The sequence below is a fragment of the Halobacteriovoraceae bacterium genome (assembly GCA_020635115.1).
In the GTDB taxonomy this organism is placed as follows: Bacteria; Bdellovibrionota; Bacteriovoracia; order Bacteriovoracales; family Bacteriovoracaceae; genus JACKAK01.
On sequence record JACKAK010000003.1, the window covers coordinates 102,606 to 118,455 of the forward strand.

The following is a 15,850-nucleotide window of genomic DNA, read 5'->3' on the forward strand; positions in this document are numbered from 1 at the left end:
ATATGGCCATTAGCGACCAATTGCTTTTGCAATATGTCGTAATTCAGTATCAAAGCGCTCAAGGTCCAGATTGCGGTAACAAACTTCAATTTTTGAGTTTATTGAAAGTGAGATAAAATCGAAATCTATATAATCAAATAAAATTTGATAAATAGGGTCATCCCAGTCTAAGTTGATACCCAATTCATAGCGACTTTGGTGACCACCTGCATATAAAACTTGAGATAAATTTTGAATGAATTGCGAAAGAACCCCACTTCGAAAAATTTTGAGAAGTTCTTTGTAATCTAATATAATTCCTTTTAATTTTTTGTATTTAAATATTTCAGGTAATTTCAAGTTGGAGTTATAGTACCTGTAGTGCCACAAATCAAACTGATCATAGTCGTACAAATTTTTACTATCAGAAAATTCAAGAAAAAATTGTCTTGAAAAATCTACAGGAAAGGGCAGTTTTTGGATTGTCTCTTTGAGGTCTGATATAATTTTTTCAACAACAAAATCTGCTTCATTGTTGAAATGTAAATAATATCTCGCATGTGGCCCAAAATTGTTTTCGATTATTTCCAAAAATTTATGAAGCTGTAAAAAATTAGGGCCTTTGGTATAAAAATCGAATGAGAGGTCTTTAATAGAAAGTTCCTCTAGTTTGTCTAGAGTTCGAAGATCGTAAATACCGTTGACTTTTAACCTGCTTATCATCAGCTTTATTATACATAAAATTAAGCATAGGTTGAAACCATATTCTTCGTCTGGAAGTTCCTACCGATTCTGGATGAAATTGGTATGTTATTAACCCACTACCTTTTGCGATAAGACATTGATTCTTATACATTTGTAAACTTATACCAGGATACGAAAAATGTTTCACATAGAGGGAATTATACATTTGAACGCGCACTATTTTTTTTATTTTTTGTTCAGCTAGAAAAATCGGGAGTTCAATTGATTGTCCATGAATAGGTCTTTTAAGATAACTGATATGTGCACCCAAAAAACCACAAATAATTTGATGTCCTAGACATATACCCATAACGAATACATTGTCTTTAAATAGGTAATTATTAAGAAACGGAAATATTTTATTTTGATAATCTTTTGAATGACCAGGCCCTGGCCCAAGAATGAAAACATTTTTGTAGTTATTATCGATATGAAGTTGGTCTATACAATTAAAATGAATGATCTCAGGTCTTATATTTGAGTAATTCTGTATTTCACTCGAAATATTGAAAGTAAAACTATCTTCAAAATCAACAATGAATATTTTAGAAGGCAATTTGATGGTGTCTATCATAGTCAGTCTCACCAATAGAGGGCATTGGAGATATTGAAAATTTATATTCGTTAGTGTTGGGTAATGGCTCTATATCAAATGCTAGATTCACACAATTAAACAGCCTTAAGCGCATTGAATAGATTTGTTTATACATTTTAGACAAATTATAATCATATTCTAGAGCAAACCCCAATTTTAAATTATCATTAACATCATACACAACACTTCCTCCTAAGGTCTTTTGTTGAGGAACTTGCTCAGTGTCTCTATAGAAATAGAGTTTTAAATCAAAGGTTTTATAATCTGCTAAAAAATCTGTTCTAAAAATATTCGTTTTTTTTCTATAGTAATAATAATTAGAGATCGAAATAGAATAATTATCTAGATTGAATCCAGTAAAAATAGCAAGTCTTGTTAATTTTTGATCTAAATCATCAGAGCTCTTACTGTTAAGTAATATCCCTTGTGAAACATTAAAATAGGCAACTTCAGAATAAGAAAACTGATCTCTTAGAAAATTTTTATCCTGAAATGGTTTATATACTTTGACAGATTTTCTAATAAGATTATTTTGCCAAAAGAGTTCAAGTGTATTTTTTTTCGGTAAAGTTGTGATACTTATACTTTCGTGTTGTTTTGAGCGAATTGCATCGTATTCATCAAATAGTCCTTGTTCATCACTAATTTGATTTGCAAAGCGTTGATTACCATTCATAGATTCATCAAATAGATAGAAATGCCTTAAAAAGAAATCCTGAGAATGCATATAAGAATCGACATTTTTTAAGACAACATTATCTTGATATTCAATACCCTTCTGTGGCACGTCTCCAATATATTCACTATTAGGTGATTTCTCATTTGTTTTTTGACGCTCAAGATTTATATCACTTGGCAGATACTTTTCAACATAAGCATGGCCAAATATTTTGTCTATTCCTAATTGGATTTGACTTTCGAGAAGAAAAGCATTTTTAGAAAAAGTGTTTTTTTCATTTTTTAAATGGAAGAACTTATAATATTGCCCATCAAAGATCGTTTTTGTACTAAATAGAAATGGCCCTAATGGTCTCAATTGTAGTTCCAACTCCGGTTGTGTATTTAAACGGTAAGCATTTCTTAGATAATTAACTTCATTTATACGGTTTTGTTTAAAAATTGTTCCTTCTGAGTGAAATTTGAAAGAAAGGTCTTTAATCAAAAATTTGTGAGAGCTAAAAAGTGAAATTGGATAAGACTTGATGGTTAAACGAGGAAGCATTTGAACATAGTTATGATCTAATGTAAAACGGTCTGGGGTGATCATATTTTTTCTCATTCCAACTTCGGTAATAAAACTGAAATCAAAAAAATGTAAATCAAAATAGGTATACAAACCTAAGTCACCACCTATTACACTATCATTTGTGGCAACTTCAGAATAATCATCAACTGTATCTAGATCTGATAGAAAATTATAAACTAAATGGTGATTTAAATAATTTGATCTTTGAAAATGATGCTCCCATTGCCCAAAAAATCTGTAGTGTTCTCTATTTTTTTGTTCAGAAAGGCCGCTTTCAAAATAATAAAGATTATCATTTAGGGAGAAGTAATTGAATTCGGCCCAGTTAAAAGGGGTAAAAACTTTTCTATACTCTACATCAAAGCCAATTCCTCTTTCTTCCATGAATGTTGGTGTGAGAGTTATATCACTAGTCTGGCCCGTTACAAAATAGATAGGCTGATAAAAATTAAATGTTTTATCATTTTCTTTTTGAGAAGGTCTTGAAAAAAATGAAGGATATAATAGTCCTGTTTCTCTACTTTTTTTAATTGGAAAAAAGATATAGGGAACATAAGCAACAATCGACTCTTTAACTTTCACGTATGCATGTTTGATTGTAACGTATTGGCCGATTTCAATTTCAATTTCTTCACCAGTTAGAGACCATAATTCAGGGCAATCTCGACATTTAGTGTACTCGGCATCCTTTGCATAAAAATTTCCATTTTCTTTTTTCGTTATTATTTTTCCAAAAACAGAAAACTCAGGGGAAACCACTCTTGCATTTTCTATCGTAAAAAGGGTTGTGTTAGAGTTGTAGAGGATTTTTGATCCAAACAACTGAAGTCCTGATGATACATATCTGACGTTTCCCTTAACTTCGATATCTCCTGTTGTCATATCTAAAGAAGCTTTATCTCCATAAATTGAATTGTCCTGACTTGTTATAAAAACATTTCCAACGGCCTCAAAGAAATTTTCACTTGTTTTTCTAATGGCCTTATCTGATAAAATTTGGATTTTATTTTTAAATTTAATTTCATGTTTGATACGAGTTAGTCCACGAGAAGAATATAAATTTAAGACTAAAAATAATAGAACTAGAATCCAATGCACTTTTGAGCCTCAGCAATAAAATAATAAGAACCAGTTACTAAAATATTTTTTCCTTTTACGGCCGAGTTAAAATCCAAATAAAGCTCAACATTGTTTTTAGCTGAATAAATATCTCTTAAAAGATTCAATTTATTTATATCAATGGCCCTGTTATGCTCAAAGTGACACAAAGAAATGATGACATTATTTTGTGTGTATCTGAGTAGTGTATCCAACATACGTTTGATTTGAGAAAAGTCACGGTCTGAAAATGAAACTATGATTTGATCAAATTTTAATTTTTCGAACTTTATTTTTTCGACAAGTGCTTCGATTCCATCGATATTATGGGCCCCATTGAAAGTGAACCTTACTTGACCTGACTTCCACTTTTCCATACGTCCTTGAAAAACTTTCTTTTCAAGAGATTCAATGGCCCTTCCTGAAATTTTATGGCCCAAGACACATTCACAAATCTTAACGGCCAGGTGGCGATTTCTCAAAGAATAGTCATTTTTATGTTCTTTGATTTGGAAAAGTCGAGCTGATAATTTTTCTGATTTTTGTTTGATAAGATCAACGAGATCAGGCTGTTGTACTCCACTAAAAATGTACTGCATTCGCCTTGTCACGCCCCATTTTTCTTTTAGGATTTCAACTTCCGAATCCCCTAGTAATTCTTGATGATCTAGACCAATAGAAGTAATGGCCGCGTACTTTGCATCAAAGACATTTACTGCATCAAGTCTTCCGCCTAGCCCTACTTCTAGAACTATATAGTCTGGTTTTTTTTGCGAGCAAAAAGTACAAAAAACATAGAAAAGAAACTCATAATAGGATAAAGATCCATGTAAATAAGGCATCAGTTCTAAGCATGTTTGTTCAAAAACATCCTCATCAATATACATTCCATTAAATCGAAATCTCTCCCTAATATGATGGATATGAGGCGAAGTCCAAACAGCTACTTTTTTACCTTCTCGTAGCAGGAGGTACTCTACTGATAGAGCTGTTTCACCTTTCCCATTTGTACCTGCGATAGTAATAATTTGTTCGGGCCCAAAGTACCTATGAAAATCTTCAAAAATGCCTTTTACTCGTTCAAAACCTGGGGAAAATATTTCTTTACCAAAAGTTGAACTTATTTGTTGTTCAATATGCAAGATGATTCGCCTGTTGAGTTCAATTCAATTTAAAGGCCATAATCTTGAATTTTTAGGAACTTGCCAATGCTCGTAGCGACATAAAAATGTTTCAAAATCTATTAATTTTAAATACTTAGAGAACATTTTTGTGAAGAAATTTGTTCAGATATATGTAGAAATTCCGAAGAGTTGATTGGGGGAGAGATGATTAAGATATTAAGTCCAATAATTAAGGTCAAATTAAAGTTAATTCCTATAATTTTTCTTATTTTTAGTCATCATCTCTATGCTGAAATTACTCAAGCTCAAAAGAAACAAGTTAAAGATCTTAACGAACAAATTTTAAAATTTTATTCTAAATGTAAGAAGCTTCATATAGAAATGGAAAATCCTGAAAATAAAGTAATGAAAGATGAAGAAAAAAAATTTGCCTGTCTAACAAAATTCAGAAAATCGATGATTCCCTTTGATTATAGTCGTGTGCCACTCAATAACTACTCTGAAATAATGCTATATTGGGATAACTGTACAAATGCCTATATATATGATGAGAATAAAAGTAGTGATTTTAAAGATTTATGTTTAGATGAATTTGAAAAGATAAAAAAGTTAACTGAGCAACTTGACAGAAATCTAGATATTATAGGGTCAGTAGTCCAAGATCGAGATTCTACAAAACAAAAAAATAATATACAACTTGCTAATACCTATTTTAAGAAGAGATATATTGATTTTTTCTTAACCTGTAAACATGGTCTAACTCATAAGAAGTGTGAAGAAGAAGCGATTTTAATTAAAAATTTTAGAGATATCGTCGCTGACTATACAAAAGCTTGTGAAGAAAAAAGCATAGATTCCACAAAATGTTCCGAAGATTTAAAAAATAATTTCAAACCTTGGTGTGATGATTTTACGCTTAATGAATTCGCTCGATGTGGTACTAAAATAATAAATCTAACAGCAAGTTTAAAAAGCGCTACTAATTCTTTCGAAGATTTGAAAACAAAAGCTCAAAATCTAATCAAAGAATGCAAAGAGTACAATCTCTATCCTAAAAAATGCGAACTGCTCAGTTATAGTAAGCTCAATCAATTTATTCAAAACTGTCAAAACAACTCAGCTGACGATAATTGTGTGAAAGAACTTCCCAATATCAAGTCAATTTCTGATATTATCGAATATAAGCACAAACTTATAAATGATGCAAAACAATCACATTCACCTAAAGAAATTCTACAAAAAAAAATGAATACACTTATACAATATTGTCTTGGAGAAAAAACAGCTCAGTGCCAAGTTTATTCTCAACTGATGATAGATACGCTTTCACAAGCTAATGAATATCTTAAGAGTTGTAAAGCAATGCCTCAAATTGATGGAATAGATCAAACAGAGAATGATTGTACCCAGCAAATTAATAAAATCTGCACTGATCAAGATAGGTTTTATTGGACCAGTGAAAGGGAAATTCAGAAATGTAAAGATGATTTAGAAACAAAGACTAAAGAGTATAACGAGTTTTTGGACAATCCTAAAAACAATGGGGCCAATCAACCCCAAGGAAATACAACTTCAAAGGCCCCGTCATCTGCGGCCGTAACTACTTCTAAACAAGAACCAAACTGTCAAGAAAACTTGCATAGTGCCATAAAAGAAAATATTGGAAAAGATCAAAATCGAACTTTTAGAGGTGAAATAGAAAATACATTCAAGATTGTTCAAGATCATGCTCTTGCTAAAACTGGAATGCTTTTATCAGTCGCTGCAAAAACGATGAAAGAATATATTGATGAACATAAGAACGAAAGACCTACAAATGATCTCTTTGATTTATATAAACAAATCGATATAGAAAAAAATATCACTAATAATATTCAAACATATCTAACAAGTTCAGAACATCTGAACAATATTAAATTAAACTCTCAAGCAAAAGAAGATTTAAATAATTCTATGAAGGATTTTTTTAAAACCTTTTTATCATCAGAAAACGTTAATGATTTTATTGAACCATTTCTTAGCGCCATCTCTAAAATTAAATATGAATACGAACTAAGAAAAGCAGATGGGGCAAATTCGGAAAAAAGAAATATTTCCCTCAACACAATTGACCGCCAATTTTTAAGAACCTTCTTAAGCGATAAAGAAATCAATTCCAAAGATCAATTTTTTGATATTATAAAAAAAGCAATTTTAAATCAATTTGATGATCCATCTAAATATGCTGAAATTGATACTAAAAGAGATAATATCTATAACGAATTTAAGGAAAAAACAGCAACATTAAAGACAAAATTCTTTGATTTTTTAAAAGAAGATTATTTTAAAAAATGTTTTAACAAAGAAAACATCTCCTCAACCATACTGTATATGGCATCACAATTTGATGATACAAATACTGGAGCACTAAGTTCATTTCAAGCATTTTGTACTCAACTAAGTGAAACTCCTGTTGATCAAATCGAAAACTTTGCTCAAGAAAATTTTGCACTTCTCTTAAAGGCCTATATAACGCCTCCTCTTTCTCAAACTTGTGATAATGATTATCTAGACTCTGCTCAAAATTGCAAAAAGTGCCTTAGTAATTTACATAAAATTGAAGAAAGTTGTCTTGCGTGTAATGATTCGAATAAGAAATTTCCTGAATGTACTGCTAATAATGAAAAAGAAAAATGTGATGATAACGACCTCACGGGCTGCCCTGATGAAAATTCTAAAGAAAATGAAGGTCTTTTAGATGACACAGAAGAAGTCTGTTCAACATCTGATGAACTCATAGAAACAAATACATGTACGAATAAAATGAACGATAAGCAAAACTATTTCCCAAATAACACTTATACAGATCAACCTATTCAACGACAAGTATTTCCGAATTTTACATATGCTGGATCATCAGTTGATTTGATTGGACAGATAGATCCAACATTTTTTATGAATGGATAATTAAAAAACATAGCTCGTATCATTCGATCCAATAATTACGATTCTTTCATTTCCGATTTCTTCAATTTCATGGTAGAGCTGAGTCTGGTAATTAGGTTTTAAATGCCCCAAAAAAATTGGTACTTCTTTTGGCATTTTTTTAATCTCTTCAGCTATTGACTTCGGAGTATGATGATCACTAGCAATTGCGACTTGTTCTAATTCATTTGGAAAACTAACTTCAGTAAAAATGGCCTTCAAGTTCTTTCTTTGTTTTCCCAATTCCCAAATTCTCTCTGTTGGACCAGTATCTTGAGTAAAAAGAACTGAGGTATCCTTTTTTTCTACTATAAATCCCAAGGCATTTCCTGGATGGGCCACTCTGACAGGAAGAATTTTGTACTCTCCAAGAGTGAGTTCTTGTTCGGGTTGAATGTCGTGAAAACGAATGGTTGGATTTTTAGGACTAGGCAATTTCGAAAAATCTGGCCAGATGATTTCATTCATTAAATGGTCAGTAATTGCTTTTTTAACTGTTGAGTTTGAGTATACTTCAAACGGTTTGTCCTTTAGCCCAAAACAATTGTCTGACAGAAATGCTAAATCCTTAATATGATCTAAATGTGGATGTGAAATTAATATATTTTCAATTAAAACCTGTTCATCAATTAAAATGCCCGTTGCACAAGATCCTGCATCTATAAGAAGTTTCCCATCAATGAGGTATGAAGTTGCCCTAAATCCTGGAGAAACTCCACCATGGCCACCAATTATCCTTACAAGCATGTTCTATCCTTTTTAAACAAGTAATAATATTCTAACCCTAAACGAGTTGAGACTCAAACGTTCGAGTGAAATTATTTTTTATTAAGATAACTGTAAATTTCCTTAGTTGGACGATCAAGTATAAGAGATAATAATTTTGACAAGGCCTTGGGAGTTGGAGATTGCAAATACTCCTCCCCTAACTGGGCAATTTGTCTTTCTGAGAGCTTCTTTGATTTTGAAATCGATAGTCCTATGACTATTTCACCCTTTTCAAGAATATCTTCCCTTTTATCTTGAAATTCATGGCCCTTAAATCGATAAACTGACTCATAAAATTTTGTAAGTTCCCTCGCAACGACAATATTTTCATTTGGAAATCGAGCACATAAAATCTCCAATGTTCCCATTAGTCTATTGGGTGATTCGAAAAAAAAGTGCCCCCCTTCAATTGATTCAAATAGGTCAAAACTCTTATTAAGGGAACTTTTGTCTCTGCCTAAAAATCCATGAAACATAAATGGGTGGGCAGGTAGCCCTGACAATTCTAAAGCAACTAAGGGGGAACTCACTCCAGGATTTGAAGTTACAGTGATACCTTTTTCGATGGCCTTCTTAACGAGTGGATAGGCCGGATCAGAAATAATTGGACTACCAGCATCAGAAGCTATCACTACATTTTGTTCTTCGAGTATTAAAAAGATTTTTTCATAAACATCTTCTTTTGAATGGTCATGATAGGAATAGAATTTTTTGCCTATTTTTTCAATTTTAAGAAGATCAAGTAATTTTGAGAAATTACGAGTATCTTCTACAAAAAAATATTGTTCTTCATTCAGTGTTTTTAAGGCCCTCTGGGTAATATCTTCCAAGTTACCAATAGGTACAGATAGTAGGATTAACTTCGCTGTTTTTTCCCCCATGATTACTCCCTCTAATAATGTTAAAATGCAATGTAGATATTGTTTATCTAGTGCTATCTAAAGGAGAAAAATATGTCAATGAAGGCCCATGTAAGAACTGATTCTCGAGGAAATATTACAATTCAGATGCAAGGAGACTTAGACTTTGAAAATACTTCTCCTTTTAAAAGTGAATTATTTGAATTGGTTGAAAATAATCCCTACTCAATAATAACTCTTGATATGAATCAGTTAGACTTTGTAGGCTCTTGTGGAATAGGACAATTTGTCGATACAATTCGTATCCTAAACGAAAAAAAGAAAACTATACAACTTGCCAATGTAAAAAGTGAATTTTTAAAAGTTTTTAAGTTATACGACTTAGATGCCTTTGAACTCATGGAAATTCAATTTGATACAGATGAGACCGAACATTTATCTCAAAATTTTGCGGCCAGAAGAAGAACCTTTGAAAATTAGGCAGCTTTTTTAGGTTGATTACTTTTAGCATCCAAAATTCTATCTAAAATATTAAAAACTTGATCGCTGGCCTCTTCCATTTCTTTGACACCAATTTCTAAATCATGAATATGTTTAGATATATCTGTAACGTGTCTTAGAATTTTTCGTGTACCTTCATGCACTAAGGCGTGTGGACCTTCTAGTGATGAATAAAAAGGTATTTTAGAGAAATTTTTTGCTCCTTCTCCATGCAAAAACCATTTTCCTAATCTACAGTTTTTATGATCTACAAATTCAATCATTGGTCTTTGATTAATTATCGATTGATACGTACCAATTTTCCAGAGAATATGGTCGATTTTTGCAAGAGTAACAAACACTTTATCATTAGTGCTTGAAATCAATCAAGTGCAAGCTGATTTTCCTGTACTGTTAAATGAATGGTTGAATTGAACTCTGATGTTTTATTCACAATTAGATCACTATTTTGTTTTGTCTCAATCATTTTCTCTCTTAACTGTTCTGAAGATTCGGTGATACCTTCCATGCCTTCTTTGATTTTTTCAAGCATTGTTGAGGTTGCTCCTGAGAGTTTTTGAACTTCTTCTGCTACTACAGCAAAACCTTTACCAGCTTCACCTGCTCTAGCGGCCTCAACTGAAGCATTAAAAGAAAGAAGTTTACTTTGCATTGCAATATCCTGGATATGATCCACTATGCCTATCACCTCTTGCGTTCTTCTGTTAACAGTATCAACTGTATTATTAGCAGTTAAGATTACATTTCCAAGTTCTTTGATATCTGAGGTCAACTTATTTGATGAATTGATAACATCAGAAAACTGTTCTCCAATACTCTCAGCTTGCTCTATAGCAATAAGATTTGATTCTACAGAAGATGCCAAATGATCTTGGATATTAGACAGTGATTTTTTCAACTGCGCATTTTCTGCTTCTAGTAGTTTAAACTTCTTTTCCCAAAGTGAATTTTCTTCATCGCGATCGGAGAGTGCTTGATTGATTTTTTTGAATTCAATCGCTGAATTTTCGAGTTGAATTTCTAATTCATTTTTAACTTTCAATAATTCTTCTGACTGACCAAAACCTAAAAGATTTGCAATAAAACTTTTCATACAACTCCCCTGTATGATGTTTTTCGGAAAATTGCTATATAATGTTAGGAGAATCTACTAAAAAGTATAGTTGACCATATTCATATAGAACTGTGCAATTGAATCTTTTTTCTTTGAACTTTCAATATTCGAATAATTAAAATCATAATAATTTGTATTGTCATATGGTGAAGACGGAATATTGTGATTATTTTCAAAATATCTGTCCCACTCCCCTGATCTCAAGGAATGTGAAACGATTATATAGCCACCGAAAAGAATACCTGCATATAGTCCAAGTGAAGCACCTTTTGCAACAGCTCTTCCACTCGTTCCAAAGGCAAGAGAAGCTGTTCCTAATAACAGCCCCCCTACTGTTCCATAGGCCGAAGTAACAGCTAAAGTTCTGAACTTCGCATCCGCTGAATATGCATTTTGTAAAAGTATTGTTGTAAAGAAAGTTAAAAGAATTAGTTTTTTCATAATCACCCAACAGATGTTGTCCTATATTAGTTTAAGGTATTATGTAGATTGAAATAAGCGGAAATTCCTTCCTGTTCAAAGGCCCTTTACCTGACCTTTTAGACATACTATTTATGAATTATTGGTAAAATCCACTGTATTCTTTTACTCCCTTAAAAGACTTACGGTGAATCGGAGTTGGCCCATTTAATCTAATAAATTCTTTATGAGTCGGAGTTGGATAGCCTGCATGTTTCTCAAGGCCATAACCTGGATATTTTTCACTGTATATACTCATGAGATTGTCTCTATATTCTTTGGCAATAATAGATGCAAGTGCAATTAGGATAACTTTAGAATCTCCCTTCACAACACACTGTTGTTGGTAATGATTATTTAAATTCACAATTCGTTGATTTCCATCTATAAGGGCCAGCCAAGTTCCTTGCCCTTGAGTTACTGTCTCGATACTTTCTTTCATACTCAGTAAAGATGCTTGAAGAATATTTATTTCATCAATGATCGTATTTGAAATTTCAGAGATTGAGAAAGATAGCTTACATTTTTTAAATGCTTCAACTTCATATCTTTGATTTGCTCTAAGTTCGTTAACTTCGATTCCTAACTTACCTAAAATTTCCAAACGCTTTTTAGGTGTAAGCTTTTTTGAATCAGTAACATTTAAATTTTTTAAGTTCAGACAAATTGATTTTATATCAATCCATTCACCTTCTATTGCAACACTAGTCCCAACAACTGGCCCGGCCAGGGGGCCTCTTCCAACCTCATCAACTCCTAAAACTTGTAGATACTCGCGGTTTTTTGGGCGTAAAAATCCATCTAAGTACAGTTCATTCATATGATTACCTCTTTATAATCATGAAATAAAAAAAAGGCCTTCGAAACGAAGGCCAATATGTTTATGAAATTTTAATTATTTTCTATCATAATCGATAGCTATTCTGGCAGATTTTCCTGATCTATCTCTTAAATAGTATAGTTTTGATTTTCGAGATTTTCCTCTTTGAACAACATCAATTTTTTGAACATTTGGAGAATGAAATGGAAAAATTCTTTCAACTCCCATTCCACTTGAAATTTTTCTTACACGAAAATGTCCTGAGATTTTTCCAAATTCTTTGACAGCGATACACACGCCTTGAAAAATCTGTGTACGTGTTTTATTTCCCTCTTGAATTTTACAATGAACAGCAAGTGTATCTCCTGTTCTAAATACAGGGTAAGATTCAACTTCTTTTTTTGCATACTTCTGGTTTACTAAATCTACTATTTTAGACATCTTTGGTCTCCTGGACAAATGGCCTTTTCAGAGGGACCCCCAATGGGCCCTTAAACAAAGCTCTTTCCTTTGCAAAAGTGTTTGAGTTTTATGAAATATTTATCCATACGTCAAGAATTAACTTATTGCATTATTTTCGATAAATAAATTGCGACAGCACTACGAACTGAAAGATGGTTATAATTATCGTGTGAATTTCCCAAAATAGGACTAAGAAAATAATGAGCTTTTTGCAAAACTTCATCATGTAGGCCCCAACCTGTGCCAAAGAGGATTAAACCAGGCCTATTTGTACTTACTAACCTCTCAATAAGTTGGGCCTCATCTCCGTTTGATTGTTTAAAGTTTGCGCCTGTGACAATTAATTCCGGTTCTAGTCCTTCTATCTGACGTACTTGTTCTACAGCATCTTCTATTGAATTTCTGAGAGACACAATTCCTAGGGCATCTTGTCTGTCAGGATTGTAAGCAGAGGCCTTATCTGTTTCCCAATGTCCTAAAATTCTTAAGACCAGTTCTTGTTGAGCTTCAAGTGGAGTCACTATGAAATATTGTTTAACTCCAAATGTTCTACATGTCCGAGCTATATCGTGTATGTCTAAGTTGGTAACAGACGTAGTCACTTTTTCGCCGTTTTTATTGCGAATGGGGTGATGTACAAGGGCCAAGTACATATTCGGAAGGGTCATTATTTCTCCAGTAAATCGGGTCTATACTTTTCAGTCATTTTTATAGCACTTTTTTCTTTAAATTCAGCAATTTTCAGATGATTACCGCTTGTGAGAATTGACGGAACGCCTAAACCTTCAAATTCAGATGGTCTTGTATAAAGAGGATACTCAAGTCCATGTCTAGAAAAAGATTCATCTTTTGAACTGAGTTTATTTCCAAGAACACCTGGTGCAAATCGAAGGGAAGAATCTAGGATCGTCATTACGGCGAGTTCGCCTCCTGTTAGAATAAAATTACCCACTGAAATATATTCATCGACATAATTTATTAAAAATCTCTCGTCGATTCCTTCATACCGACCACATATAAAAACGAGATCTGGAGAATTTTCGGTAAAATGTTTTTCAGCAAACTCAACGGCCTGCTCATGGCACCAAGTATATCCTCTTGGCGCAGGATAGACGATATGAAGTTCTTTTTTATAGTCGTTGTAGTTCCCTGGTTTGATAACACCATCGAATAGGGCATCTTTCAAAACATCTGCTCTTATGACCATTCCTGCGCCTCCTCCGTATGGCGAATCATCGACTCCCTTAAATTTTTTGGGTGAATAGTCACTTAGTTGAACAGTATTTAATTCGATTTTTTTACCTCGGTTTCCACTTAATGTTTGTCCAACGACTCCATTTTCTTTAAAAGGATTGAAATATTCTGGAAAAAGTGTGATTACCCATATTTTGTTCATCAAACAAATTCCAATTTGTTAATTATGATCGTTTGATTTTCATAATCAATCTCTTTCACAAATTGATCGATGAAAGGAATTTCCATGGTTTCATCTCCACTTATCACAAGTACAATTTGTGCCCCGTTGTCATAATATTTTTCTAAAAATCCGAGATTATCACTAGTTTTAAAATCAATTGCTTTAAACCCCATGATATCAACAAGATATATCTCATCATCATTGATTTTTGGAAAAAATTTTCTTTGTACATAGATATCAAATGGGATGATATAATCGGCCTGATTGCGATTAGAAATCTCTTCAAATCCTAAAATTTGTTTATTTCCTTGTGAAAAATAATTTATTTTATATATTTTGCCTGTGACAGGAAGATTTGAATCAATATTTTGAGGTTTAACAAGTACTTCAATTCCAGATTTTAAAATAGAATTTTCAGGGTTTTCTAGAAACACATCGAACTGACCTCGAAGAGCGTGAGACTTACGGCAGCCGCCTAATAAAATATATTGTTCTGTATTTTTATTCATGGGCCACTATCTACCAAATTCATCTACGTGCGTCCATGAATATTAAAAAATTACAAGGTCAACCCTAATATGAAATCGCACCACTTAAATTAATTCCCCAATGTCCACGCCAGGGTACATGAGTGACATTTAATGAAAATTTTGCAACACTAAGTTGTATTTGTTGACCTAGAAACCATCTAAAGAGTACAGGAGAGGGTACATCTTTGGAACCTAGATCAATATCGGCAGTGCCACTTGCACCTGAAACATCAGTTGATAATAATGCTGATGAGCTGGCCAAACTTTCTGCACTTCCAAAATTAAAATCTAGTCCAATACCCATCATTGTCGTCATGACATATAACCATTGAAAACTTGTTCCTATTTCAATTGGTATAGAGTATGTACTTACGTCTACACCGGCCTGAACATCACCAGAGATAGTTGCAGTTCCGAGACCACTTATATTTTGTGATACATTTAGATCTAGCAGAAGTTTTAAAATCATTGAGTGGTATTCAAGGCCTGAGGCCAGATACACTCCGTTGAATCGAAGTGTACCAAATGGGATCAAATCCCCCCCCTCTCCAATTAATGATCTTATCATAAATCCAAATGAAGTCGATTTGATTGTGAGATTGTCTATTTTCATATCTGTATTGTTAAAATGTAAAAAAAGATCTGTTTTTTTGGGGTCAAATATTCCTGTGTTAGAAGAACCAAATGTTTCGAGTGATACACCGAATGTTAAACCTCTTAAGAACGAAGCACCTCTCAATTGTTCGGGATCAATATTTCCCTCGAGAACATCTTTCATTGAATTTTCTCCGATGTCGGCACCAGCTGAAAAATGGTAGCGAAACTGACCGATTTCTATATCATTGTAATATTCAGATGTGACAAGTTTTGCGGCCATCAGATTGGCGTTGGCCATCCCTTTTAAATAAGAAGATTGGTCGGCATCGGGAAGTTTTGAATTTATATCATCTTCAAGTTGATCAAATAGTGAATCAATTTGAGCGATTATGGTTGTGTTGCTTGTACCATAGGATCTGTTTCCGATTGAAAAGGGGTTTGCGAAGCAATTAGAAATAATGAAAAAGTAGAAGATGAACTGTTTCATGGCGATCCTTGCATTGAAACTTGAGTTTACCAATTTCATTATGACTTAATTTCTTCGAGAGCTCTAGGGTGTATAAAAATTAATT

General features: G+C 32.9%; 17 protein-coding genes. 2 read left to right on the top strand and 15 right to left on the bottom strand.

Annotated elements, in window-relative coordinates:
- Positions 1-9 precede the first annotated feature (9 nt).
- Genes H6622_05035 through H6622_05050 form a run of 4 tightly spaced genes read right to left on the bottom strand, consistent with a single transcriptional unit; the run spans position 10 to position 4,804 of the window.
- Complete coding sequence (locus H6622_05035; protein ID MCB9060867.1) at positions 10-702, bottom strand: hypothetical protein; 693 nt, start codon at positions 700-702, stop codon at positions 10-12.
- The gene (locus H6622_05040) at positions 629-1,297 is read right to left on the bottom strand and encodes a hypothetical protein (GenBank protein MCB9060868.1); all 669 of its coding nucleotides are present in this window, start codon (positions 1,295-1,297) and stop codon (positions 629-631) included. Before H6622_05040 ends, H6622_05035 begins: the two co-directional genes overlap by 74 nt.
- Positions 1,269-3,662, bottom strand: a complete 2,394-nt coding sequence (locus tag H6622_05045) for a hypothetical protein (protein MCB9060869.1) — start codon at positions 3,660-3,662, stop codon at positions 1,269-1,271. Before H6622_05045 ends, H6622_05040 begins: the two co-directional genes overlap by 29 nt.
- A complete protein-coding gene (locus H6622_05050) occupies positions 3,647-4,804 on the bottom strand; it encodes a hypothetical protein (protein ID MCB9060870.1) in 1,158 nt (385 codons plus the stop codon). The genes H6622_05045 and H6622_05050 overlap by 16 nt, the downstream gene beginning before the upstream one ends.
- A 186-nt stretch (positions 4,805-4,990) precedes the next feature.
- On the opposite strand from H6622_05050, the gene H6622_05055 reads away from it, so the two are divergent.
- The gene (locus H6622_05055) at positions 4,991-7,732 is read left to right on the top strand and encodes a hypothetical protein (GenBank protein ID MCB9060871.1); all 2,742 of its coding nucleotides are present in this window, start codon (positions 4,991-4,993) and stop codon (positions 7,730-7,732) included.
- On the opposite strand, the gene H6622_05060 is transcribed toward H6622_05055, so the two are convergent.
- Both H6622_05060 and H6622_05065 read right to left on the bottom strand, forming a co-directional pair.
- Positions 7,733-8,497, bottom strand: a complete 765-nt coding sequence (locus H6622_05060) for a 3',5'-cyclic-nucleotide phosphodiesterase (protein ID MCB9060872.1) — start codon at positions 8,495-8,497, stop codon at positions 7,733-7,735.
- A 71-nt stretch (positions 8,498-8,568) separates the two neighbouring features.
- The gene (locus H6622_05065) at positions 8,569-9,399 is read right to left on the bottom strand and encodes an rRNA small subunit methyltransferase 1 (GenBank protein MCB9060873.1); all 831 of its coding nucleotides are present in this window, start codon (positions 9,397-9,399) and stop codon (positions 8,569-8,571) included.
- Positions 9,400-9,471: 72 nt separating this feature from the next.
- On the opposite strand from H6622_05065, the gene H6622_05070 reads away from it, so the two are divergent.
- Positions 9,472-9,858: an STAS domain-containing protein gene (locus H6622_05070; GenBank protein ID MCB9060874.1), complete on the top strand. Its 387-nt coding sequence runs from the start codon at positions 9,472-9,474 to the stop codon at positions 9,856-9,858.
- On the opposite strand, the gene H6622_05075 is transcribed toward H6622_05070, so the two are convergent.
- From H6622_05075 to H6622_05115, 9 genes are all read right to left on the bottom strand, one after another.
- Positions 9,855-10,220 (bottom strand): CZB domain-containing protein, encoded by a 366-nt coding sequence (locus tag H6622_05075; protein MCB9060875.1) that lies wholly within the window; start codon positions 10,218-10,220, stop codon positions 9,855-9,857. The genes H6622_05070 and H6622_05075 overlap by 4 nt on opposite strands.
- Positions 10,221-10,240: 20 nt before the next feature.
- On the bottom strand, positions 10,241-10,972 hold the full coding sequence (locus tag H6622_05080) for a hypothetical protein (protein ID MCB9060876.1): 732 nt from the start codon (positions 10,970-10,972) through the stop codon (positions 10,241-10,243).
- A gap of 57 nt (positions 10,973-11,029) precedes the next feature.
- Positions 11,030-11,434 carry a hypothetical protein gene (locus tag H6622_05085; GenBank protein MCB9060877.1) on the bottom strand — a complete coding sequence of 135 codons (405 nt, stop codon included), beginning with the start codon at positions 11,432-11,434 and terminating at the stop codon, positions 11,030-11,032.
- 118 nt (positions 11,435-11,552) lie between these two features.
- The gene (locus H6622_05090; GenBank protein MCB9060878.1) at positions 11,553-12,272 is read right to left on the bottom strand and encodes a ribonuclease HII; all 720 of its coding nucleotides are present in this window, start codon (positions 12,270-12,272) and stop codon (positions 11,553-11,555) included.
- Between the two features lie 75 nt (positions 12,273-12,347).
- Entirely contained in the window at positions 12,348-12,713 is a 366-nt protein-coding gene (gene rplS, locus H6622_05095; protein ID MCB9060879.1) for a 50S ribosomal protein L19, read from the bottom strand.
- Between the two features lie 122 nt (positions 12,714-12,835).
- Positions 12,836-13,402 (bottom strand): RNA methyltransferase, encoded by a 567-nt coding sequence (locus tag H6622_05100; GenBank protein MCB9060880.1) that lies wholly within the window; start codon positions 13,400-13,402, stop codon positions 12,836-12,838.
- Positions 13,402-14,130, bottom strand: a complete 729-nt coding sequence (gene trmD, locus H6622_05105; protein MCB9060881.1) for a tRNA (guanosine(37)-N1)-methyltransferase TrmD — start codon at positions 14,128-14,130, stop codon at positions 13,402-13,404. Before trmD ends, H6622_05100 begins: the two co-directional genes overlap by 1 nt.
- Positions 14,130-14,660, bottom strand: coding sequence for a 16S rRNA processing protein RimM (gene rimM / locus H6622_05110; protein MCB9060882.1), 531 nt, complete (start codon positions 14,658-14,660; stop codon positions 14,130-14,132). Before rimM ends, trmD begins: the two co-directional genes overlap by 1 nt.
- A gap of 64 nt (positions 14,661-14,724) precedes the next feature.
- A complete protein-coding gene (locus H6622_05115; protein ID MCB9060883.1) occupies positions 14,725-15,765 on the bottom strand; it encodes a hypothetical protein in 1,041 nt (346 codons plus the stop codon).
- Positions 15,766-15,850: the final 85 nt, after the last annotated feature.

Coding starts and splice junctions, on each gene's coding strand:
- H6622_05035 (MCB9060867.1), bottom strand. CDS start 702: ATGATAAGCAGGTTAAAAGTCAACGGTATTTACGATCTTCGAACTCTA.
- H6622_05040 (MCB9060868.1), bottom strand. CDS start 1,297: ATGATAGACACCATCAAATTGCCTTCTAAAATATTCATTGTTGATTTT.
- H6622_05055 (MCB9060871.1), top strand. CDS start 4,991: ATGATTAAGATATTAAGTCCAATAATTAAGGTCAAATTAAAGTTAATT.
- H6622_05060 (MCB9060872.1), bottom strand. CDS start 8,497: ATGCTTGTAAGGATAATTGGTGGCCATGGTGGAGTTTCTCCAGGATTT.
- H6622_05065 (MCB9060873.1), bottom strand. CDS start 9,399: ATGGGGGAAAAAACAGCGAAGTTAATCCTACTATCTGTACCTATTGGT.
- H6622_05070 (MCB9060874.1), top strand. CDS start 9,472: ATGTCAATGAAGGCCCATGTAAGAACTGATTCTCGAGGAAATATTACA.
- H6622_05080 (MCB9060876.1), bottom strand. CDS start 10,972: ATGAAAAGTTTTATTGCAAATCTTTTAGGTTTTGGTCAGTCAGAAGAA.
- H6622_05085 (MCB9060877.1), bottom strand. CDS start 11,434: ATGAAAAAACTAATTCTTTTAACTTTCTTTACAACAATACTTTTACAA.
- H6622_05090 (MCB9060878.1), bottom strand. CDS start 12,272: ATGAATGAACTGTACTTAGATGGATTTTTACGCCCAAAAAACCGCGAG.
- rplS (MCB9060879.1), bottom strand. CDS start 12,713: ATGTCTAAAATAGTAGATTTAGTAAACCAGAAGTATGCAAAAAAAGAA.
- H6622_05100 (MCB9060880.1), bottom strand. CDS start 13,402: ATGACCCTTCCGAATATGTACTTGGCCCTTGTACATCACCCCATTCGC.
- trmD (MCB9060881.1), bottom strand. CDS start 14,130: ATGAACAAAATATGGGTAATCACACTTTTTCCAGAATATTTCAATCCT.
- rimM (MCB9060882.1), bottom strand. CDS start 14,660: ATGAATAAAAATACAGAACAATATATTTTATTAGGCGGCTGCCGTAAG.
- H6622_05115 (MCB9060883.1), bottom strand. CDS start 15,765: ATGAAACAGTTCATCTTCTACTTTTTCATTATTTCTAATTGCTTCGCA.